This window comes from Acinetobacter terrae (assembly GCF_013004375.1).
GTDB classification, from domain to species: Bacteria; Pseudomonadota; Gammaproteobacteria; order Pseudomonadales; family Moraxellaceae; genus Acinetobacter; species Acinetobacter terrae.
On sequence record NZ_JABERI010000007.1, the window covers coordinates 178,348 to 200,515 of the forward strand.

General features: G+C 40.4%; 24 protein-coding genes. 16 read left to right on the forward strand and 8 right to left on the reverse strand.

Translation table 11 applies throughout. The features are described from left to right. Positions 1–216: 216 nt before the first annotated feature. A complete protein-coding gene (nadB, locus tag HLH14_RS04660; protein ID WP_171255207.1) occupies positions 217–1,860 on the forward strand; it encodes an L-aspartate oxidase in 1,644 nt (547 codons plus the stop codon). A 73-nt stretch (positions 1,861–1,933) separates the two neighbouring features. On the opposite strand, the gene HLH14_RS04665 is transcribed toward nadB, so the two are convergent. The 4 genes from HLH14_RS04665 to pabC form a co-directional block, all read right to left on the reverse strand. Beyond that, positions 1,934–2,350, reverse strand: a complete 417-nt coding sequence (locus HLH14_RS04665; protein WP_067725000.1) for a PaaI family thioesterase — start codon at positions 2,348–2,350, stop codon at positions 1,934–1,936. A 94-nt stretch (positions 2,351–2,444) separates the two neighbouring features. Next, positions 2,445–3,044: a dTMP kinase gene (gene tmk, locus HLH14_RS04670; protein ID WP_067724999.1), complete on the reverse strand. Its 600-nt coding sequence runs from the start codon at positions 3,042–3,044 to the stop codon at positions 2,445–2,447. A 3-nt stretch (positions 3,045–3,047) separates the two neighbouring features. Then, positions 3,048–4,097 carry an endolytic transglycosylase MltG gene (gene mltG, locus HLH14_RS04675; RefSeq protein ID WP_067724996.1) on the reverse strand — a complete coding sequence of 350 codons (1,050 nt, stop codon included), beginning with the start codon at positions 4,095–4,097 and terminating at the stop codon, positions 3,048–3,050. A 1-nt stretch (position 4,098) separates the two neighbouring features. Next, positions 4,099–4,911, reverse strand: coding sequence for an aminodeoxychorismate lyase (pabC, locus tag HLH14_RS04680; protein WP_067724995.1), 813 nt, complete (start codon positions 4,909–4,911; stop codon positions 4,099–4,101). 167 nt (positions 4,912–5,078) lie between these two features. On the opposite strand from pabC, the gene HLH14_RS04685 reads away from it, so the two are divergent. From HLH14_RS04685 to HLH14_RS04720, 8 genes are all read left to right on the forward strand, one after another. Beyond that, positions 5,079–6,083 carry a sulfate ABC transporter substrate-binding protein gene (locus tag HLH14_RS04685; protein WP_067724994.1) on the forward strand — a complete coding sequence of 335 codons (1,005 nt, stop codon included), beginning with the start codon at positions 5,079–5,081 and terminating at the stop codon, positions 6,081–6,083. A 178-nt stretch (positions 6,084–6,261) separates the two neighbouring features. After that, positions 6,262–7,275, forward strand: a complete 1,014-nt coding sequence (locus HLH14_RS04690) for a sulfate ABC transporter substrate-binding protein (RefSeq protein ID WP_171532764.1) — start codon at positions 6,262–6,264, stop codon at positions 7,273–7,275. 27 nt (positions 7,276–7,302) lie between these two features. After that, complete coding sequence (locus HLH14_RS04695; RefSeq protein ID WP_067724991.1) at positions 7,303–7,908, forward strand: alpha/beta hydrolase; 606 nt, start codon at positions 7,303–7,305, stop codon at positions 7,906–7,908. Positions 7,909–7,992: 84 nt separating this feature from the next. After that, a complete protein-coding gene (gene cysT, locus HLH14_RS04700) occupies positions 7,993–8,826 on the forward strand; it encodes a sulfate ABC transporter permease subunit CysT (RefSeq protein ID WP_067724989.1) in 834 nt (277 codons plus the stop codon). Beyond that, positions 8,823–9,716 carry a sulfate ABC transporter permease subunit CysW gene (gene cysW / locus HLH14_RS04705; protein ID WP_067724987.1) on the forward strand — a complete coding sequence of 298 codons (894 nt, stop codon included), beginning with the start codon at positions 8,823–8,825 and terminating at the stop codon, positions 9,714–9,716. Before cysT ends, cysW begins: the two co-directional genes overlap by 4 nt. Before the next feature lie 11 nt (positions 9,717–9,727). Then, positions 9,728–10,789: a sulfate/molybdate ABC transporter ATP-binding protein gene (locus HLH14_RS04710; protein WP_067724985.1), complete on the forward strand. Its 1,062-nt coding sequence runs from the start codon at positions 9,728–9,730 to the stop codon at positions 10,787–10,789. Between the two features lie 60 nt (positions 10,790–10,849). Further along, a complete protein-coding gene (locus HLH14_RS04715; RefSeq protein ID WP_086194444.1) occupies positions 10,850–11,773 on the forward strand; it encodes a CysB family HTH-type transcriptional regulator in 924 nt (307 codons plus the stop codon). Between the two features lie 270 nt (positions 11,774–12,043). Then, positions 12,044–13,240, forward strand: a complete 1,197-nt coding sequence (locus tag HLH14_RS04720) for an outer membrane protein transport protein (protein ID WP_067724981.1) — start codon at positions 12,044–12,046, stop codon at positions 13,238–13,240. 81 nt (positions 13,241–13,321) lie between these two features. On the opposite strand, the gene carO is transcribed toward HLH14_RS04720, so the two are convergent. Then, a complete protein-coding gene (gene carO / locus HLH14_RS04725) occupies positions 13,322–14,035 on the reverse strand; it encodes an ornithine uptake porin CarO (protein ID WP_067724979.1) in 714 nt (237 codons plus the stop codon). Between the two features lie 407 nt (positions 14,036–14,442). Here carO and dapD point away from each other — a divergent pair, with 407 nt between their 5' ends. From dapD to HLH14_RS04750, 5 genes are all read left to right on the forward strand, one after another. Next, entirely contained in the window at positions 14,443–15,264 is an 822-nt protein-coding gene (gene dapD / locus HLH14_RS04730; protein ID WP_067724977.1) for a 2,3,4,5-tetrahydropyridine-2,6-dicarboxylate N-succinyltransferase, read from the forward strand. A gap of 114 nt (positions 15,265–15,378) precedes the next feature. Further along, the gene (gene queE, locus HLH14_RS04735; protein ID WP_067724975.1) at positions 15,379–16,089 is read left to right on the forward strand and encodes a 7-carboxy-7-deazaguanine synthase QueE; all 711 of its coding nucleotides are present in this window, start codon (positions 15,379–15,381) and stop codon (positions 16,087–16,089) included. Positions 16,090–16,134: 45 nt separating this feature from the next. Beyond that, complete coding sequence (gene queC, locus HLH14_RS04740; protein WP_067724973.1) at positions 16,135–16,806, forward strand: 7-cyano-7-deazaguanine synthase QueC; 672 nt, start codon at positions 16,135–16,137, stop codon at positions 16,804–16,806. A 14-nt stretch (positions 16,807–16,820) separates the two neighbouring features. Next, positions 16,821–17,234 (forward strand): hypothetical protein, encoded by a 414-nt coding sequence (locus HLH14_RS04745; RefSeq protein WP_067724971.1) that lies wholly within the window; start codon positions 16,821–16,823, stop codon positions 17,232–17,234. Between the two features lie 155 nt (positions 17,235–17,389). Continuing rightward, positions 17,390–17,848, forward strand: coding sequence for a peroxiredoxin (locus HLH14_RS04750; RefSeq protein WP_086194852.1), 459 nt, complete (start codon positions 17,390–17,392; stop codon positions 17,846–17,848). Positions 17,849–18,046: 198 nt separating this feature from the next. On the opposite strand, the gene HLH14_RS04755 is transcribed toward HLH14_RS04750, so the two are convergent. The 3 genes from HLH14_RS04755 to HLH14_RS04765 form a co-directional block, all read right to left on the reverse strand. Next, positions 18,047–18,610, reverse strand: a complete 564-nt coding sequence (locus tag HLH14_RS04755; protein WP_067725251.1) for a YceI family protein — start codon at positions 18,608–18,610, stop codon at positions 18,047–18,049. Between the two features lie 411 nt (positions 18,611–19,021). Continuing rightward, positions 19,022–19,591 carry a YceI family protein gene (locus tag HLH14_RS04760; protein WP_067724967.1) on the reverse strand — a complete coding sequence of 190 codons (570 nt, stop codon included), beginning with the start codon at positions 19,589–19,591 and terminating at the stop codon, positions 19,022–19,024. Between the two features lie 51 nt (positions 19,592–19,642). Beyond that, the gene (locus tag HLH14_RS04765) at positions 19,643–20,218 is read right to left on the reverse strand and encodes a nicotinate-nicotinamide nucleotide adenylyltransferase (protein WP_067724964.1); all 576 of its coding nucleotides are present in this window, start codon (positions 20,216–20,218) and stop codon (positions 19,643–19,645) included. A gap of 104 nt (positions 20,219–20,322) precedes the next feature. On the opposite strand from HLH14_RS04765, the gene HLH14_RS04770 reads away from it, so the two are divergent. Further along, complete coding sequence (locus tag HLH14_RS04770; protein WP_067724962.1) at positions 20,323–21,123, forward strand: enoyl-CoA hydratase-related protein; 801 nt, start codon at positions 20,323–20,325, stop codon at positions 21,121–21,123. Between the two features lie 107 nt (positions 21,124–21,230). Next, on the forward strand, positions 21,231–21,998 hold the full coding sequence (locus HLH14_RS04775; protein ID WP_067724960.1) for a nitroreductase family protein: 768 nt from the start codon (positions 21,231–21,233) through the stop codon (positions 21,996–21,998). Positions 21,999–22,168 lie beyond the last annotated feature (170 nt).

A 22,168-nucleotide genomic window follows, 5' to 3' on the forward strand; every position in this document is an offset into this window, starting at 1 on the left:
GCTCCATTTCATTATAAATATGTGTAGACAGTTTCTAGCATAAACTTTGTCTATCTTGGGTAATAATATGTTTGATTATATTTGTATAAACAACAGCTTAAAGTTTTCTTAAAAGTTTGTTGGTTTATTACTTTTTCTCATCATACATTAGCATATTTGCTCTTGTTTTTTGATCAAAAAAGCGGTGTCATTAGCGAACTTTTTTCGAATTAGCTGATGGACATGTCTAATTTAAACACAACGCATCATTTTGATGTGATCATTGTGGGAAGTGGCGGTGCAGGTTTAAGTCTGGCTTTATCGCTACCCGATCATTTCAATATTGCAGTTTTGGCAAAATCGACCTTGACAGATGCCAGTACTTTTTATGCGCAAGGCGGTGTCGCAGCTGTTCTGGATGAAACCGATTCAATTGAACAGCACATTGATGACACCATGATTGCAGGTGCACAGCTATGTGAGATTGATGCGGTAAAACAGACGGTTGAAGGTGGCAAACCTTCGGTTGATTTCCTTTTAAAGCATGGTGTGCAATTCACCTTAGATGAACAAGAACAACTCCATTTAACCCGTGAAGGTGGGCATTCACAGCGCCGTATCATCCATGCGGCTGATGCGACTGGTCGTGCTATTTCAACCACTTTGGTTGAACGTGCCCAAGAAAAACAGAACATCACTATTTTTGAAAATTATATTGCGATTGATTTAATTACTTCGCAAAAATTAGGGCTGAAAGATCAAGGCAATCGTGCGTTGGGTTTATACGCGCTCGATGAAAAAACTGAAAAAGTACATACCTTCTTAGCACCTTCTACCGCTCTGGCATGTGGCGGGGCAATGAAAGCCTATCTGTATACATCCAATCCCGATATTGCCACCGGTGATGGCATTGCCATGGCCTATCGTGCCGGTTGTCGCGTTGCCAATATGGAATTTAATCAGTTCCATCCAACCTGTCTTTACCACCCTCAAGCGCGTTCATTTTTAATTACTGAAGCCATGCGTGGAGAAGGTGCGTATTTACGTTTACCCGATGGTGAACGCTTCATGCTGCGTTTTGACGAACGTGCTGAACTTGCACCACGCGACATTGTGGCCCGTGCCATCGACTATGAAATTAAGCGTTTGGGTATTCGCCATGTCTGGCTCGACATTAGCCATAAACCTGCTGAATTTGTAAAGGAACATTTCCCTACCCTGTATTCCCGTTTGTTAGAACTGGGCATCGACATCACTACGGAAATGATTCCGGTGGTTCCTGCTGCGCACTATACTTGTGGCGGAGTGATGGTCGATGAAAATAGCCAGACCGACATTGAAGGACTCTATGCGATTGGTGAAACCTCTTATACCGGCTTGCATGGTGCTAACCGAATGGCCAGTAACTCACTTTTAGAATGTTTTGTGTATGGAATGAGTGCTGCAAAACATATCGAAAATCAGTTCAACACCAGTTATATCTCCCCAGATGTACCGGCTTGGGATGACTCTCAGGTCATGAATCCGGATGAAGATGTGGTGATTTTGCAAAACTGGGATGAACTGCGTCAGACCATGTGGAATTATGTCGGCATTGTACGGACCACGAAACGTTTAGAACGTGCGCTACACCGGATTGAAATGCTGAAACGGGAAATCACCGAGTACTATCAAGATTATCAAGTCAGCAAGAACCTGATCGAACTGCGTAATTTAGTGCTCGTGTCCGAGATGATTGTGCGCTGTGCCATGGAGCGTAAAGAATCACGAGGTCTGCACTTCACCTTAGACTATCCTGAATTGGCGGATGAATTGCGTAAAACTGTACTGACTCCACCCAACTTTAAAGTGGAAACACCGTTGGTGAATGCAGAAAGTTAAATTTAAGCACAGGCAAAACCCATAAAAAGCCGAACAGAAATGTTCGGCTTTTTAACTCGACCATAGACTAGAATTATCGCTGGGGTGGAATAGAATAAGTACCCACAACATGAGCGATCGGTTCATCCGAATCAAGGGAATATAACCAAACATCACCGACAATCAGTGCCTTGCCCACTTTCATCAATCGGCAAACTGCACGAATATCCTGTTCTGCGGATGGCTTTCTTAAAAAATTAGTGGATAGATTGGTGGTCACTGCCAAAGCAACAATACCAATCTCTCCCAGAATTGCAATATAGAGTGCATAATCGGCAGCAGTCATCATGGTCGGTCCTGATACTGTTCCGCCGGGTCTTAAATCAGCAGCACCCACATGATAAATAATGGATGCAGCTTTTTCAGTCACTGTTTCTATTTCGCATTTTTCCAGACTTTGTGGAAATTCAGCCTGTAAAAAAGCAATGATTTCTGCCTTGGTACTTTTCATTTATATTTCATCTTCATCCCTGATGATGCTGAATATAAAAGAATAACCCGCCTTAAGCACTGATCTTTTTGATCTTTGTTTCAATCTGAAAAAGTTATTTCAGATAAGCCACTGCCTGTTCAAATACCTGATCTGGTGTCTGAGTGGCATCTAAACGCTTAATCCGTTCACCTTGTTGTTCCCACAGCTCTTGATAACCCGAACGTACTTTCTCAAAGAAAGTGGCTTTCTCCTGTTCAAAGCGATCCAGTGCGCCACGTTCACGCGCGCGTGACATCCCCAGTTCAGTCGGTGCATCTAGCCAAAAAGTGATATTCGGCATATGCGAGACAAAATTAGAATTCAATAGCTGTAATTTTTCTTTACTTAAACCACGCCCCGCACATTGATAGGCAAAACTGGCATCGGTAAAACGATCACAGAGTACAGTTTTACTTGTAGCCAATGCCGGCACAATCACTTGTTGTAAGTGTTGCGCACGTGCAGCATACATTAAAAGCAACTCAGTATCATTGGACATGCTTTCTTCATGATTGACCGACAGCAGTAGCGAACGGATTTGTTCCGCCATCGGTGTGCCGCCTGGCTCACGAGTAAGCACTACTTGCTGTCCTTGTTGTTCTAAATAGTCATAAATTTTACGAATGAGTGTGGTTTTCCCGACACCTTCAGTGCCTTCAAAACTAATAAACATCCATCACTCCTTCTTCGATTTTAAAACTGACAAGTAATCCTGCACTGCACGATTATGCTCATCTAAACTTGCGGTAAATTTATGTCCACCATTGCCGGTTGCGACAAAATAAATATTGTTTGATGCATCCGGATGCATCGCTGCCTCAATTGCTTTTTGACTTGGTAAAGCAATGGGTGTTGGCGGCAAACCACTGTTGGTATAAGTGTTATAAGCAGTCGGTGTACGCAAATCTGTACGGGTGATATTACCTTTATAGTTATCTCCCATACCATAAATCACAGTTGGATCTGTTTGCAGACGCATCCCCATTTTTAAACGGCGCACAAATACACCAGCAACTTGTTCCAATTCACGATCGAGACTGGTTTCTTTCTCAACAATTGAAGCCATAATCAAAGCTTCATATTTATCTTTATAAGGTAGGTCAGAGGCGCGATTTGCCCATGCAGCATCTAAAGATTTCATTTGACGGTTATACAAATCCGTCAGAATCTTTTTATCTGTTTCACCTTTGGCAAAGAAATAGGTATCCGGTGCAAACAGACCTTCTGGATGATTAAACGGAATATTTAATGCTTGCAGCATTTGATCTTGAGGAAGATTCAGCACTTCTTTCGTGACTAAATCATCTTTCTTTAGAAGTTCAATTAACTGCTTAAAGGTCGTACCTTCAATCACCAGAATGCGATTCATTTGTGCATTTTCAGAATTCGCAACCATATCCATCACTTGACGAATAGTCATGCCCTGACGCACTTCATACACACCGGCTTTCATGCTGTCATGAATGATAAACTTTTGATAAAGCTTTAATATAATCGGGAAACTGACTTTATCTTCTTTGGCTAAACGATTAATAAAGCCTGAATAGGTATCACCTGTTCCAATGGCCAGCAGCTGCTTTTCACCTTCGACAGGATAAGCCTTAAACAAGCTTGACCATAAGATGACTGAAGCCATGACCACGAAACCTATGAATAGAACGACGAAACCTTTCAATGGAAATACTTTTGTGGCTTTCTTTTTTGAGTTTTTGTTTGTGCTGGACATATTAACGAATCTGAGTCAATTGAAGGATATTAAACAGTTCAATACACGCTTGAACATTCAAAGCTTGCTGATTAAGTTCAGTCACAACTTTCATTGGACTTAAGGCATTACAGAAAAACAGACTTTCAAATTTTGAAATTTCTTCCATATCAATAAAACGCTGTTCGCAATGAATACCTTGCTGCTGCATACGCGCCAAAATTTCTGCCCGCATTACACCATGGACGCCATTATAACGAAGTTCCGGGGTAATCCATGTATTGTTTAAACGAATGAAACAATTACTGCTTACTCCTTCAACAACAGTGCCTTGCACATCAGTCACCAATGCTTCCGCCCAGCCATGTTGATCGGCTTCATTTTTTAATAATACCTGTTCCAAGCGATTCAGGCTTTTTAAACCGACCAAGCTTGGCATGGTGAGTCCCAACGCCTGTTGTAGCACACCCGATTTAATTTTTTCAATTTGAAAATCATCCACCACTTTGGGATAAAAAAACACCCATACATCTGCCGGATGATCAGGCAATCTGTATCCGCGCTGCCCTTCACCACGACTAATGATGACTTTAAGTGTGCCATTCACTTCCAGAAATTGCTGTCGCAATAAACCTAAGCTTTTTTGAATCAAACTCAAATCTGCTTTTAACAGCAGTCGTTCACAACTTAAATGCAGACGTGCCGTATGTAATGCTTCAAGCTCAATTTTGCCATGCCGAACACGCGCAGTCGTAAAACAGCCATCACCATAATGGAAAGCACGATCCAATAATGAAATTTCGTTTATTTCCTGTGCATTTTTAAAACATGGCATATGCAAACATCCTGTGAATGATGACTTAGTTTAAAAATAGCGACGCTGAATTGATAGCTGTTTTATTCATATCAAATTCGTTTCTTATTATTTTTTTAATAAAAAAGATGACGCTATTCTCCGCCTTGTACAAAACATAAATAATTTAAATGTAAAGGATAGCAAAAATGCGCTCATTAAAAATCGGGGTTTTAGCAGCACTTATTTCAGCAACATCTTTTAGTGCGCTTGCAAAAGACTTTTTAAACGTTTCTTACGATCCAACCCGTGAATTGTATGAAAACTATAATAAAGAGTTTGGTGCGTATTGGAAGAAAAGCACAGGCCAAGATCTCACCTTCAAACAATCACACGGCGGTTCCGGCAAACAAGCACGTTCAGTCATTGATGGCCTTGATGCAGACGTCGTGACTTTAGCCCTTGCCGCAGACATTGATGCCATTGCAGAAAACTCAAATCTGCTGCCAAAAGACTGGCAGAAAAAGTTTCCAAATAACTCTACACCATATACATCAACCATCGTATTTTTAGTACATAAAGGCAACCCGAAAGGCATTAAAGATTGGGGTGATTTGGTTAAAACCGATGTCGGCATCATTACTCCAAATCCTAAAACGTCTGGCGGTGCACGCTGGAACTATTTAGCAGCTTGGGCTTGGGCGAAACACCAACCGGGCGGTAACGATGCTAAAGCGCAGGAATTTGTACGTAAAATCTATAAAAACACCAAAGTACTCGACTCAGGTGCACGTGGTGCAACCACAACATTTGCTGAGCGCGGTATCGGTGACGTATTACTGGCTTGGGAAAACGAAGCTCACTTAGCGATTCGTGAACAGCCGGGCAAGTTTGAAATTATCACACCATCATTGTCTATTTTGGCAGAACCGCCAGTGGCGATTGTTGAAAAGAATGCACAAAAAGATGGCAATCTCACTGTCGCTAAAGCTTACTTAAACTACCTCTATTCACCTGCAGGTCAAACCGTTGCAGCCAATAACTTCTATCGTCCGCGCAATGCCGCTGTCTTGGCAAAATACAAATCCGTATTCAAACCTTTGAAACTGGTGACGATTGACAAGGAATTCGGTGGCTGGACTAAAGTGCAAAAAGCTCACTTCGATAATGGCGGCATTTTTGACCAGATCGTGAAAGCCAATAGCACCAAATAATCTTGGAAGATCAAAAAGCAGCATTGGCTTTATTCATAAGGCCAATGCTTTGGATACAGAACAGGTTTTATTTATCTCTTTTATTCATATAAAATTCATTTTTTATTATTTTTTATGCATAAAGAATGGCGCTATTCTGCATTCATGTTACAAAACAGTTAAGAATATTGAGGTTGGCATGAGCATTTCAGCAAAATTAAAGTTAGGGGTTTTAGCAGCAGTTATTTCTGCAACATCTTTTAGCGCTCTGGCAAAAGACTTTTTAAATGTCTCTTATGACCCAACCCGTGAACTTTATGAAGACGTTAATAAACAGTTCGGCAAATACTGGGAAAGCCGTACCGGTCAAAAAATCAACTTCAAGCAATCGCATGGTGGTTCTGGTAAACAAGCGCGTGCAGTGATTGATGGTTTAGATGCAGACGTCGTGACTTTAGCCCTTGCCGCAGACATTGATGCCATTGCAGAAAACTCAAATCTGCTGCCAAAAGACTGGCAGAAAAAGTTTCCAAATAACTCTACACCATATACATCAACCATCGTATTTTTAGTACATAAAGGCAACCCGAAAGGCATTAAAGATTGGGGTGATTTGGTTAAAACCGATGTCGGCATTATCACCCCTAACCCTAAAACGTCTGGCGGTGCACGCTGGAACTATTTAGCAGCTTGGGCTTGGGCAAAACACCAAGCCGGTGGTAACGACAAAATAGCTCAAGAATTCGTTCGCAAAATTTATAAAAACACCAAAGTACTCGACTCTGGCGCACGTGGCGCAACCACAACATTTGCTGAGCGTGGTATTGGTGACGTATTACTGGCTTGGGAAAACGAAGCTCATTTAGCGATTCGTGAACAACCCGGTAAATTCGAAATAGTAACACCAAGCTTGTCTATTCTGGCCGAGCCACCCGTTGCAATCGTAGAAAAAAATGCCGAGAAAAAAGGCAACAAATACTTGGCGCAAGGTTACTTGAACTTCTTGTACTCTCCATTGGGTCAAGAGATTTCAGCACGTAACTTCTACCGTCCACGCAATGCTGCTGTCTTGGCAAAATACAGTAATGTATTCAAGCCACTTAAACTTGTGACCATTGACCAGGAATTTGGTGGTTGGGATAAAGTTCAAAAAGCCCACTTTGAAAATGGTGGCATCTTTGACCAAATCGTAAAAGCCAATAGCGCGAAATAAGTGTTGGAAAGATAAAGGAGCACCGACATGATTCATACCGTAATTGTTCCAGGCGTAGGTGGCAGTGAACATGCGCACTGGCAATCTTGGTTACAACGACAACTCATGTCATGCTCGCGTGTGCAACAAAAGGATTGGAACAAACCTGTCTTACAAGATTGGATTAGCGAATTTGTAAATACCGTGACACCAATTCAGGGCAATATCCAGATTGTTGCGCATAGCTTTGGTTGCCTAACCACTGTTGCAGCACTAGCTCAGCACCCGGAATTAAATCAAAAAATTAAAAATTTGATTTTGGTTGCACCGGCGAATCCTGCACGTTTTGGTGAAGCTGGCTTTGCACGTGATAGCCAGCAAGATTATCAAGATTATTTTCACCAACTTAAAATTGCCGTTCCGACCACTTTACTGATCAGTGAAAACGACCCTTGGTTAAATTTCGAAGATGCCCAATGCTTAGCCAAAACATGGAAACTCAACCCGATTAACCTGGGTCAAGTCGGACATATTAATGTTGCTTCCGGTTTTGGTCCGTTTCCTGAAATTTATGATTATTTGATTTCAGAAAATGTACTGCAACATATCAATTTTTCTGATGAGAGCAAGTGTTATTTTAAATTTGCAATTTGAAGTCTGCAAATTATGCTTGTGCCGAATTAAATTTTTATTTTTGCTGACTTTATTGGTCAGCATTTTCTCTTTTGAGGAGTAATCATGTCGCAGCGATCCCGAGTGCTGCCAGGATTTGGTCTTTCTCTAGGCTTTACCCTAGCGTATTTGTCATTAATTGTTCTTATTCCACTCTCTGCGGTGTTTATTAAATCACTGGGAATTGGCTGGGATGGTTTATGGGAAATTTTAAGTTCAGAACGTATCCTAAAATCTTTGCAGTTAAGTTTTAGTGCCGCACTCATTGCAGCCTTAGTCAATGTGGTATTTGGCTTATTACTGGCATGGTGTTTGGTTCGTTACAGCTTCCCTGGCAAACGAATTATTGATGCTTTGGTGGATTTACCCTTTGCCCTGCCAACCGCAGTTGCCGGTATTGCACTGACTTCTTTATATGCACCTACAGGCTGGATTGGTCAGTACCTGGAACCGATTGGCATTAAAGTAGCCTACACCCCGATCGGGATCACGCTTGCGCTGATTTTTATTGGCTTACCTTTCGTGGTTCGTACAGTACAACCTGTTTTAAGTGACCTGGAAACCGAACTGGAAGAAGCTGCATCTGCACTCGGTGCCAACCGTTTTCAGGTTATTACCAAAATCATTATGCCGATTCTATTTCCAGCATTATTGACAGGTTTTGCCTTGGCGTTTGCACGTGGTGTCGGTGAATACGGTTCAGTCATCTTTATTGCCGGTAACCAGCCTTATGAAACTGAAATCGCACCACTGATGATTATTTCTCGTTTAGAAGAATATGATTATGCAGGTGCAACCACGATTGCGGTTGTGATGTTGGTGCTGTCATTTGCGATTTTATTCCTGATTAACTTGCTACAAGCGTGGGCAAGCCGTCGTACAGGGAGAACTGCACCATGAGCTTAATCACCAATAGCAATGCTTTAGCAGAAAAACTGCAATCTCGTGATGCAACCCGTGAACCGACATGGGTCCGTAATCTTCTGATTACCATTGCGCTGATCTTTTTTTTAAGCTGCCTGATTCTGCCTTTAATTCTGGTCTTTGTTGAAGCCTTTAAACAAGGTGTTGCGGTTTATTTCCAAGCCTTGATCAATCCAGATACTTTATCTGCAGTAAAACTGACTTTATTGACAGCTGCCATTGCCGTGCCATTAAACGTGGTGTTTGGTGTCGCTGCTGCCTGGTCTGTTGCAAAATTCAACTTCCGTGGTAAATCTATTTTAACCACCATTATTGACATCCCTTTCTCTGTATCACCTGTTATTGCAGGTATGATGCTGGTACTGATTTTTGGTACTCAAGGCTGGATGGGCAGCTGGCTGATGGATCACGACATCAAAGTGCTCTATGCCGTACCTGCCATTGTGCTTGCGACTATCTTTATTACCGTTCCTTTTGTGGCTCGTGAATTGATTCCTTTAATGGAAGCGCAAGGAACTGAAGAAGAAGAAGCTGCAATTGTACTCGGTGCTTCTGGCTGGCAAACCTTCTGTAAAGTGACCTTGCCGAATATTAAATGGGGTCTGATTTACGGGGTGATTCTGTGTAATGCCCGTGCGATGGGTGAATTTGGTGCGGTATCGGTGGTGTCTGGTCACATTCGTGGTGAAACCAATACCTTGCCGTTACACGTCGAAATTCTATACAACGAATATACCTTTAGTGCTGCGTTTGCGGTGTCCTCGCTGTTGGCTTTACTTGCGATTGTGACCCTGATTTTAAAAACATGGGTTGAAATACGCCAAGAAAAGCAAAACAAACGTAATGAAGATTCACAAGTTTCTTAAGGAATGACATCATGAGTATTCAAGTTAAAAATATTGAAAAACACTTTGGTGCATTCCATGCACTTAAAAATATCTCACTAGATTTTCCAGATGGTCAGTTGGTGGCATTATTGGGCCCATCAGGCTGTGGTAAAACCACTCTGCTCCGCATCATTGCAGGCTTAGAATCGGCTGATGGTGGTCAAGTGATTCTTGAAGGTGAAGATGCAACTGATGTACACGTTCGTGAACGTCAAGTTGGTTTTGTATTCCAGCACTATGCCCTGTTCCGTCACATGACCGTATTTGAAAACATTGCTTTCGGTTTGCGTGTTCGCCCTCGCTCGACTCGCCCTTCTGAAGCGGAAATCAAAAAACGTGTTACCCGTTTACTTGATTTGGTTCAATTGGGTTTCTTGGCAGATCGTTTCCCTGCTCAGTTATCGGGTGGTCAACGTCAACGTATTGCCTTGGCGCGTGCACTCGCTGTTGAACCTCGTGTACTGTTACTGGATGAACCGTTTGGTGCACTCGATGCCAAGGTACGTAAAGAACTGCGTCGCTGGTTACGTACCTTGCATGATGAATTACATATCACTTCTATTTTTGTAACGCACGATCAGGAAGAAGCCTTGGAAGTGGCGGATCAAATTGTCGTGATGAACAAAGGTAATGTAGAGCAAATTGGCTCACCGCGTGAAGTTTATGAAAAACCGGCAACACCGTTTGTTTTCGACTTCCTGGGTCAGGCCAATCGTTTTGAAGGTCAAAATCAGCAAGGCATTATTCATCTTGGTGAAGACCGTATTCAATTGCCACAAGTGAAAGATGCACCACAAGGTGAAATTATTGCATTTGCGCGTCCAAATGAACTCAGCATTCATGCTGCTCCACAAGAAAATGCCATTCAAGCCACTTTCTTACGCGAAATCTGGATTGCCGGTAAAGTGCTTGCAGAACTTCAGGATCGTCAAGGTAATTTAATTGAAATTTCGCTTAACTCTGAAGAAGCGAAATTACATCAATTCAAACCGAATCAAACTGTGTGGTTAAGCCCAACTGCATTGCATTTATTTGCCAATGACGTCGCTTAATAACAAATAGATGGGGCAAAAACAGCCCCATCCTCTTTTAGGGTTAAGGTACAAAGAATTATGAATTTTCAACAATTAAGAATTATTCGAGAAACCGTTAGACAAAACTTTAATTTAACTGAAGCTTCAGCAGCACTTTACACATCCCAATCGGGTGTGAGTAAACACATTAAAGATTTAGAAGATGAACTGGGTGTACAGCTGTTTATCCGCAAAGGTAAACGTTTATTGGGTTTAACTGAGCCGGGTCAGTCCTTACTTGGAATTGTTGAGCGTATGCTGGTCGATGCAGACAATATTAAACGTCTTGCTGATGACTTTAACCGCGTTGATGAAGGCACGCTTACGATTGCAACTACACATACGCAAGCACGTTATGTGTTACCGCCGATTGTGAATCAATTTAAAAAAGAATTTCCGAAAGTACATTTGATTTTGCAACAGGCAAGTCCGGTTGAAATTACTGAAATGCTGCTTCAGGGCGAAGCTGATATCGGTATTGCAACCGAATCTTTAACCACTGAAGATAACCTTGCAAGTGTGCCTTTTTATACTTGGCAACACAGTATTATCACCCCACAAAACCATCCTCTGGCAAGCAAAACCGATATTACTTTAGAAGACTTGGCGCAATATCCGCTGATTACGTATCATGGTGGTTTCACCGGCCGTTCAAAAATTGATAAAGCCTTTGATGAGGCAGGACTTGATGTGGATATTGTGATGTCAGCACTCGATGCCGATGTCATCAAGACCTATGTTGAACTGAATATGGGGGTCGGTATTGTCAATAATGTCGCTTACGATGCAGAACGTGATTACCGTTTAAAGCAGATCCCAACCGATATTTTTGGTGTGAATACCACCTGGATTGCGGTACGTAAAGGTCATTTACTACGCGGCTATGGTTATGAGTTTATTTCACTCTGCTCGCCTGAAGCTGACATCAAAGCACTGAAACGAGTGGCTTACCCAGAAGATTAAAAATCACATAATTATTTAGATTAGGGATATCAGAATATCCCTTTTTTTAATTTTAACTAACCGTTTCTATTGTTTTACTTATCAGCAATATAAAAAAATTTATCCATTCAAAAATCAAAGTATAAATAATCTTAAAATTAGGCTTGCTCCTTCTAAATAAAACAACATAAAGTACACACGCTGAATAAAAAAAATTCAATTACATGGTGTGTCATCAGGTTTTACACACAAAATATATAAGCGAAGTCATTATTTAATTTGGGGTTATTTATGAAAGCTACGGCATTTGGCATAAGTGTGTGCATTTTTTTGCCTACGCCAGTATTTTCCGCAGCACTTGAAACTTCAAACCAAAGCATTGCTATATTTTTACAACCTAACCATTACGCTGAATTTTCAACCGCATTTATTGATGCGAATATTTCTGGGAATACTTACCGCCCTGAAGCTACTAATCCATCGATATATACAGAAACCTCTACACAAGATTTTGTTAATCACTTTTATCTATCTAGCGCGGCCTTAAAATTACAACTCGATCCCAATTGGTCTGTAGGTCTGATTTACGACCAACCTTTTGGTACAGATATCGGTTATGCACTCGATCCCGTTACCACAAGTCCGGATGATTTAGTCAATGCTGTACGCTTTAAAGTGGATAGCAACAATCTCACGGCTCTTGTCGGCTACCAGCCAAATCAATACTGGAACGTGTATACAGGCTTAAGTTATCAAAGCTTAAAAACGCATTTAAAAATTTCAGGTCAATCAATGGGCTTGCTGATTGATTATATCGGGGATATAAAGAAGGATTCCGCGAGTGGTTGGCTTACAGGTGTTAGCTATCAACGGCCTGAATATGCCCTTCAAAGCTCACTGACTTACCGCTCTAAAATCCGACATACACAACACTTTCAGGAACAAGTAAGCACAGTTCCAGCTATTCCTTTACTCAATTTAGTGTCCGACCAAAACACGACTATAGAAACACCTCAATCAGTCAATTTTGAATTTCAATCTGCTATAACAGCCAATAATTTAATTTATGGATCAGTGCGTTGGGTCAATTGGCAGAATTTTAAAATTGTTTCTCCCTTTATGAGTTCAGGTGGCGATACACCTGTCCCTTTAGTGGATTATCAAACAGATCAGTGGACTACAACTTTAGGTCTCGCCCATGTATTTAATGACAAATTCACCTCCACGGTGGATATAGGACTAGATTCGGGTAGTGGTAATCCGGCTTCTACCTTAAGTCCTTCAGATGGTTTTTATAGTTTTGGTGTAGGTGGTTTTTATAATATTCACTCTGATTTATTTATTGCCGGTGGCATAAAATACCTAAAGTTTAATAAAGCAAAAATTCAGCAAGATCAAAATGGTCCAGGCAGTTTATTTGGACCTTTATCTTCGGTAAACAATAATAACGCTGTCGCTTTTGGGGGCAAAGTAGGTTATCGTTTTTAACTAAAAGTACTTAATTTTCAAAACTTAATCTTCAAAAAAAACGAGCCGGAGCTCGTTTTTTAAAGAATGATAATTTTTAAATTACCAATGGTAGCTTACGCCCACTTTACCCACTGGTAACCATTGGTATTCATCATCATTTTCAATATTACGTTCATGCTCAGCTAATAAAGTTTGATCTGCAGCTGTACCACCGACACCCGTTAAGGTCGCTTTTGGGTTACCAGCGTAGTAAGCACCAACTTCACCGAACACACCCCAGTTTTTATTAATTTTTGGAGCAAAACCTAAACCTAGATATGGAGCAATATCATTTTCATATGCCACTTTACCATTTACTGAAGTAAAGCTTGTTGGCGTGCCATCGATTTCAATTGTACCTGAGCCAGTTCTAGAGTTTAGCTCGTATTCATTATCTAGATAACCTACACCCGCAGCCATATATAAAGCTTGTGCCCAGCGATTTTCACTGGCACCCCAAGGACGAATCTCTGCATTTAAGTATGCAAGTTTGTTATCCATATCAACGTCATATTTTACGCCGTCTACAGATAAATCATCAGACCAAGAAATGTCACCACCATTATAACCAAGGGCTAAACCTACGAATGGGTTTGCAGTCCAAAGTAATGCACCACCATAACCAGTTGTACCTACTTCAGCACGAACGCCTGTTGGGATAAGTTGATTGCGATCAAATGCATAACCATCTTGTACTACTGCATCGTCAGCCATCGCTGTACCGGCAATAGCAGTCAATACAGTTGCTGCTAAAATCGTACTTAAAGTTTTCATCGTGTCTCTCCTCAAAAGGGCTTATTTCATCATTAATGTTTTTTTCGTATTTAAACTATAAAATATTAGTAGCATTTGTTTTATTCAAAATTTGCTTACTTTTTGTTAAATTTTGATACAAATGCTTTTTAACATTGATTAATAATAATTATTTTTATAGAAAATTTTCTATTATTCGTCTAAATCGATCTATCTAGCTTAATAGGATATTGCATTATTCACTGTATTGTTTGCGTTGTGTTAACGCACAGATGCTTTACAAACATCTCCAATAAATTCCTTACTTTTTGTTTAGCAGGCCATTCATAGATCTTTAATAATTAATTCCGATCTAAAGTCACTTTTTCATCTATTCTTGTCTCAATATAGTGTAAAATCTTGGAAAATTTTTTTGGAAATGGAAGATCATGTCTCAGCTTTCAACAATCATTGAACAGGCTTTTGAAGACCGTGCAAATTTCACAGCGGCTGATTGCCCTGCTGAAGTTCGTAGTGCTGTAGAAGAAGTTATTGCTGGCTTAGATAACGGCACACTTCGTGTAGCTGAAAAAATTGCTGGTGAATGGATTGTTCACCAATGGCTTAAAAAAGCAGTTTTATTATCTTTTAAATTAAACGATAACAAAACCATTGAGTCTGGTGATCTTCGTTTCTATGACAAAGTAGAGACTAAATTCGCTGATTGGACTGAAGAACAGTTTAAAGCAGCGGGTGTTCGTGTTGTTCCGCCGGCAGTTGCACGTAAAGGCAGTTTCCAGGCTAAAAATGTTGTATTGATGCCATCTTATGTCAACATTGGTGCTTACGTTGACGAAGGTACAATGGTTGATACATGGGCAACTGTGGGTTCATGTGCGCAAATTGGTAAAAACGTTCACTTGTCTGGCGGTGTAGGTATTGGTGGTGTTCTTGAACCATTACAAGCGAACCCAACGATTATTGAAGACAACTGCTTCATTGGTGCACGTTCTGAAATCGTTGAAGGCGTGATCGTTGAAGAAGGTTCTGTGATTTCAATGGGCGTATTCATTGGTCAATCAACCAAGATTTATGACCGTGCAACTGGCGAAATCCATTACGGCCGTGTGCCTGCAGGTTCAGTCGTTGTTTCAGGTAGCCTTCCTTCTAAAGATGGTACTTGCAACTTATATGCTGCGATTATCGTGAAAAAAGTTGATGCGAAAACTCGTGCTAAAACCAGCTTGAACGATTTATTACGCGAAGACTAATATGTCTTAAGTCTCTTGCGGAACTTTAATCGTTCCTCATCTCTACGGTCAGACATGATCGTAGAGATTTTTGTTTTTGTACTCTCATGTTTTTTGGTGTGGTAAATTTTTGTTATGAATACACTTCGATCTTCCGCTATTCCTGTTTCTGATCCGTCTGCGGGTTTACGCATCACGGAGATTTTCTATTCATTACAAGGTGAAGCCAATGCCGCGGGTTTACCGACGGTTTTTATTCGTTTAACCGGCTGCCCTTTACGTTGTACCTATTGTGATACCACCTATTCCTTTGAAGGTGGCGAGCGTCAATCATTAGACGACATTATTAAAACAACACTCGATTTTAAAACACCGTATATTTGCGTGACTGGCGGTGAGCCGCTTGCTCAACCCAATGCATTGCCTCTGATGCAACGTTTAGCCGATCTGGGCTGTGAAGTATCGCTCGAGACCAGTGGTGCCTTAGATGTGTCTAAAGTTGACCCTCGTGTTTCGAAAGTACTCGATTTAAAAACCCCAACTTCTGGTGAAGTTGCACGAAACTTGCTGAGTAATCTTGATTATTTAACTGAGCATGACCAAATCAAGTTTGTGATTTGTAATCGTGAAGATTATGAATGGTCAAAACAGCAGGTTGAACAATACCAACTTGCCGACAAAGTCAGTACCGTTTGGTTCTCACCTGCATTTGCGGTAGAAAAAGGTGTAGTTCGTTTGCCTCAACTTGCGCGTGATTTAGCGCAATGGATTTTAGAAGACCATCTCCCTGTTCGTTTCCAGTTACAATTGCATAAATTGCTCTGGAACGACGAAACTGGTCGTTAATTTATTTCTGTTCTTGAATACCTATATTTGTTTGGAGATTTGAATATGCGCCCTCGTGCCATAGTTTTGTTATCTGGCGGCTTAGACTCAACAACTTGTTTGGCTTGGGCGCAAGCACGTTATGAATGTATTGCTTTAAGTTTCATGTATGGTCAGCGTTCGACCACTGAACTGGATGCGGCTAGAGCATTAACACAACGCGCTGGTGTAGAACATCGTGTCATTAATATCGATTTAGGCAACCTCGGTGGCTCGGCGTTAACAGACCACAGCATTGATGTACCAGAACATGAACAAGAAGGTATTCCTGTAACTTATGTTCCAGCACGTAACACAATATTTCTGTCTTATGCCCTCGCGGCAGCAGAAGTTTTTGGCGCAGAAGCCATTGTGATTGGGATCAATGCCGTTGATTATTCAGGATATCCTGACTGTCGCCCTGAATTTATTGATGCTTTTGCAAGCATGGCTCGCCTGGCAACTAAAGATGGTGTGGAAGGCAAACCTCTTAAATTTGAAACACCTCTGTTACATTTATCCAAAGCAAATATCATTCGCTTAGGTATAGAACATGGCGTAGACTACAGTCAAACGGTGTCTTGCTACCAAGCAGACGACCAAGGACGTGCTTGTGGCAAATGTGATAGCTGCCGTTTACGTAAACAGGGTTTTGCTGACGCTGGTATTGCAGATCCAACACGTTATATACCGTCATAACAGGGTAACAGTACATGAAAAATTTGAAATCAAACATTATTCTTTCTACATTAGTTTCGGCTGTAGCATTCATGGCGACTGCTTCAAATGCTGCAGAAACAAACAAGCTCCAAGAAGCTTATAAAAGCACTAATGTAAAATCTGCTTTAATTAATGTTTGTAAAGAAGAAACAGGCAAAAGCAAAAAATTATCAGCTGCAGAAGTAAGCAAATACTGTACTTGTGCGGTTGAAGCTGACGGTAAATTAACCAATGCTCAAAAATGGGAAATTCAAAGTACCGTTAACCAAAAGAAAAGCCCTGCAACTTTAGCTTTTGTTCAAAAACAGAATAAAGATCTTCAAGCTTGTTTTGGTCCACAACTTACCGGCAAGCTTAAAAGCTTAACTGAAGAAGCAATGAAATCTGCTCAACAACCTAAAAAATAAGCTGATTTAGCTTGAATAAAAGCCTGCATTTTTGCAGGCTTTTTTATTGTTAAAAATTTACATCCTGAGTTCAGCATAAACAGGGCTAAATTCGCTATCATGTCAGCATAAATTCAAGATCAATATCACAAATTCGACTTTATAAGGATCAATGCATGTCTGATATTCGCCTGCTCAATCAAAGCTTCCCGACTACAACCGGTGAAATCAACCTAACTGAAATCCCGACTGAATGGCTGATTGTGTATTTTTATCCGAAGGATTCTACCCCGGGTTGTACGACACAAGCGATAGGCTTTTCTTGTTTGAAAGATCAGTTTGATGCTTTAAATACCACGATTCTGGGTGTTTCACGTGATTCGGTTAAAGCACACCAAAACTTCACCGAAAAGCAAAATCTGAGCATTAATCTCATCAGTGATAAAGAAGAAGTATTGTGTAATCTCTTTGACGTGATTAAAGAAAAAAATATGTATGGCAAAAAAGTTATGGGTATTGAACGCTCAACCTTCATTTTCCATAATGGCAAATTAGTCAAAGAATACCGTAAAGTGAAAGCTGCCGGTCATGCAGAACAAGTACTAGAAGATTTAAAAGCCCTGCAAGCAGCTTAATGGCATTGTTATGGATTTATAAAAGCCCAAAGGTTCGGGCTTTTATCCTGCTTTTTTATGAGGTCTTTTGTGCAATCAAGATTCTTATATTTACCCTGCCCTTAGATTTTTAATTGTGGGCAATAATAAGCGTGGATCACGATATACGAATCAAAAAGGCCTATAAAAAGATTTTTTTAAACACTAGCAAATGCAATTTCAGTTAGCTGCACATTGGCCTGAAAGCTGAAGATTCACTTTTTCCCCCACGCCTCCAATACCTTTTCTCATACCAAAATCGCTACGGTTAATCACTGCTGAAGCTTGGACATCAAGTAAGTTGACATCAGAGAGATTAGGTTTAAATGTCGTTACAAAAGTTACTGGCTTGGTCACACCACGTAAGGTTAAATTTCCTAAAACATTATATTTACCATTTCCCAAGTCTTTAAACTGGATACTTTTAAATCTCACCGTTTTGTATTTTGCTGCATAAAACAGGTCTTCACCCAGAATCATATGTTTCAGCAATGGTTTATTGAAGCTCAAACTATCGACCTCCATAACAAGATGTGTCGATGCATTTTGCGGTGCTTTCATATCAAATTCCATACTCGATTGAACTTGATTAAATTTAGCTTTGACCACCGTAAGCCCCATAGACTTGATCTCAAAACCAACATCACTTTGGGGTGTTAAAATCCATGTTTGCGCAAAGGACTGACTGCTTACAGCTAAACCGATTGCGACGATAATAAGTCCATTTTTTATTGTTGCTTTCAAATTTAAATCCACCTTTTTTGATTGCTTATTGATCAGGTTTAGATTCACAGTCCAACCTCAGATTAAATTTGTTTTAAGTTTTCGAATTTGCATTTTATTTATTTTTATATCAGTTTATTGAAGTTTTTGTAAAATCATTAATGACTAATGGAGAAATATTTAACATAATTTTTCTGTAACAATTGGTTTGAGATCGTATTGTTAACATAGTTGGAGTTTATAAGATTTTATTTTTTAAAACTTCCATGCTAAAAAATGAACGTTCATTTTAAGCTGAATAAGGAGCCTAAAACCTATCAAGTGTTTGATAGTGTATTAGCATTTATCGTTATAAAAATAAGAAAATTACGCAAAAACGTAAAAAATTCGGGTATTCAAAAGCATCTTAAGCCGGTTTCTTAAATACATGAATTATCTTGTTTCCCATTGTCCATCTACCTCAATATTCACTTTTTCCCCGATCCCACCGAATGCTTTTTTCATACCAAAATCACTGCGATTCACCACTGCTTTAGATTCAACATCCAAAAGTTGTGGATTGGCTGTATCGGGTTTTAAAATCGTATCTAGGGTTACAGGCTGGGTCACACCGCGCAAGGTCAGATCACCTTTTATACTGTAGTGATTATCGCCTAAAGCTATAAATTCATGACTGTTAAAAGTCGCAGTTGGGTATTTTTCTACATAAAACAAATCCTCCCCCATAATCATATTTCTCAGTGAAGGCATGCTCAAGCTCACGCTGTTTACGTCCATGGTAAACTGGGCTGAGGCATTTTGTGGGATCGCTGGATCAAAGCTCATACTAGACTGAACCTGCTCAAACTTCCCTTTTACGATAGAAAAACCCATCGACTTCACATCAAATCCCACATAAGTTTGTGGAGTAAGTGTCCATTCCTGTGCATTTACATGCGCAACGATACTCAAATTGATTGCAGCGGCAATAAAGACACTTTTCAACATGGTTTGGATATTCATCTTATCCACTCCTAGGTCGTTGCAATTGCTTGCTCCGACTTAAAAGCTTACTTAAGATTCTTCAAGATTGGTTTTATCTTGTGTCAGGTATTTGTGCTGCAATTGTTGATAAGTAGACGTGTTCTGAAATTTTTGTAAAAACTCGCTGGTTCCCCATGGAAAAGCAGATTCGATGATTTCGCCACGATAATAGGCTTCACGTAATGGAGTCGCTGAAATTGCCCCAACCAGACTGGCAAGCTCAACCATCTCCCATTCTGGAAAAAGCTGCAAATAGTATGAAGATTCATCCTTAAAATGACCAATTAACCCCACTTTAGCTTCTGGCTCTACCACTTCTGACACAAGGGATTTCACCAGTTTTTGCCATTTTTCATCGTCATACACATCAACAACATGAACAAACTTAATTCGCTTTTGGTCTGCTGCTGAAAAGTTGGACAAAATCATCTGTTCACGCTCAGAAGCACTAAACGGATTTTTAATATTGCGTTCATTTTGTGCAGAACCCAATGCCAAAATCACATTTTGACTTTGCTTTAAAGCAATTTTAATCGTTTGCATATGTGCCAGATGAAAAGGCTGAAAGCGACCAATGAAAACCAGATAATCAAATGTATAGTTCATAACAGATCATATTTTTTATGACTCGTGAGTTGTGCCGCCCAAATAAATATGCGACATAATAAACGCCATAAAATTAAATTAAGTTTTAAAGCAAGGATAGTACGATGACACTGAGCTGTATTCAACAACCTCATGAACATTTGGATGCGAATTTAGAAAATGGCGTACTGACCTTAGCCATTAATCGACCAAAAGCAAAAAATGCATTATATGGCGAATTATACCTCTGGATTGCCAAAGCTTTGGATGAAGCTGATCAAAATAAAGATGTCCGTGTGGTGATTTTACGTGGTGCTGACGCTGACTTCAGTGCCGGTAACGATATGCAGGACTTCATGAAGTTTATTCAAACACCACTTGCAGGCAAAGCTGGGGATGCACCTCCATTTATAGTATTAAAATCTGCTGCGAAATTTTCTAAACCTTTAATTGCAGCGGTTCGTGGTGTAGCCATTGGTATTGGAGTTACGCTTTTACTTCATGCCGACCTTGTCTATAGTGATCACACTGCCCTATTCCAGATTCCGTTTGTAAGCCTTGGCCTTTCACCTGAAGGTGCTTCTAGCAAGTTACTTATTCAACAAGCGGGTTATCACAAAGCTGCTGAGCTACTCTTCACGGCACAGAAATTTAACAGTGAAAAAGCCCTGAGTGCAGGTTTGGTCAATAGCATTGAAGAAGATGTTTATGCGACTGCGCTGAAACAGGCGCAAACTTTGGCAGCACTGCCATTGGCTTCAATTAAGCAAACCAAAGCTTTAATGAAACATAATCTGCAAGAAATTTTAGACTGTGTGGATGATGAAGCTGAAATCTTTATGAAGCGCGTATCTTCACCTGAAATGGCTGAAGCTGTGGCGGCATTTATGCAAAAGCGTAAGCCAGATTTTGCACAATTTAATTAATTTTTTTTATCGTTAAATGAAAAAACCACTGAATAGTGACATTGTTCAGTGGTTTTATGCGTTTTAATAGATCTAAATTTCAAGCTTTAAAATTTGAGTGAATAAAGATGACCGATTCAAACGAAACTAAAACTGAAAAGAAACGTTATTTTGAGCCTGCTCCAACAGATATTGATGTCGAAAACTTTAAGAAAGTTGTACAAAGCCGTCGTTCGGTACGTAAATTCACGAAAAAACCCATTCCTGCCGAAGTACTGGATGATTGTTTAGACCTTGCCTTGCTTGCGCCAAACTCATCCAATTTGCAGCCATGGACTTTTTATGTGGTGCAGAACCCAGCCAAAAAGAAACAGCTGGTCAAAGCCTGTTTAAGTCAATTGGCGGCAAAAACGGCTTCGGAGCTGATTGTTTGTATCGCGCGTACTGACCGTATTGATGAAATGGCGAAAAAGAACATCAGTGATTTTCCTTTCCCTGAAGCGCCAAAAGCAGTGAAGCAGTACTACCGTTTTATTCCATATAATTATAAAACCGGTTACTTCAATGCTATTGGCAATTTTAAAAAAGTGGCTTTTAAAGTTGCACGTACTTTAGATAAGCAACTGCCTGTCACGGCTTTTAACCCTGCAGATGCGAAACTATGGGCAACTAAGACCACAGCACTGGCTTGTGAAAATCTGGTTTTGGCTTTACGCGCTTATGGTTTTGACAGCTGTATGATGGAAGGTTTTGACGAACCTATGGTGCATAAAATTCTAAACTTGAATGACCAGCAATATCCGGTAATGGTGATTGGGGCTGGTGAACGCGCTGTTGATGGTGTGTTCTTCCCGCAATACCGTTTTGAGCGTGATTTGTTTATTCAGAAGGTTTAATAATCAGTATCTAGAAAATTTAAACTCTTAATCTTCTATACATCAGGCGACATAGATGTCGGTAAGCATCCGGTGAAGCCTACTTCAGTCAGGCAGGCTTCCACTTATGCGGCAACAATTCTTCAATCTGGCTCATTTTCTGTGTCGGCAGTCTTTTCAGCACATCACTG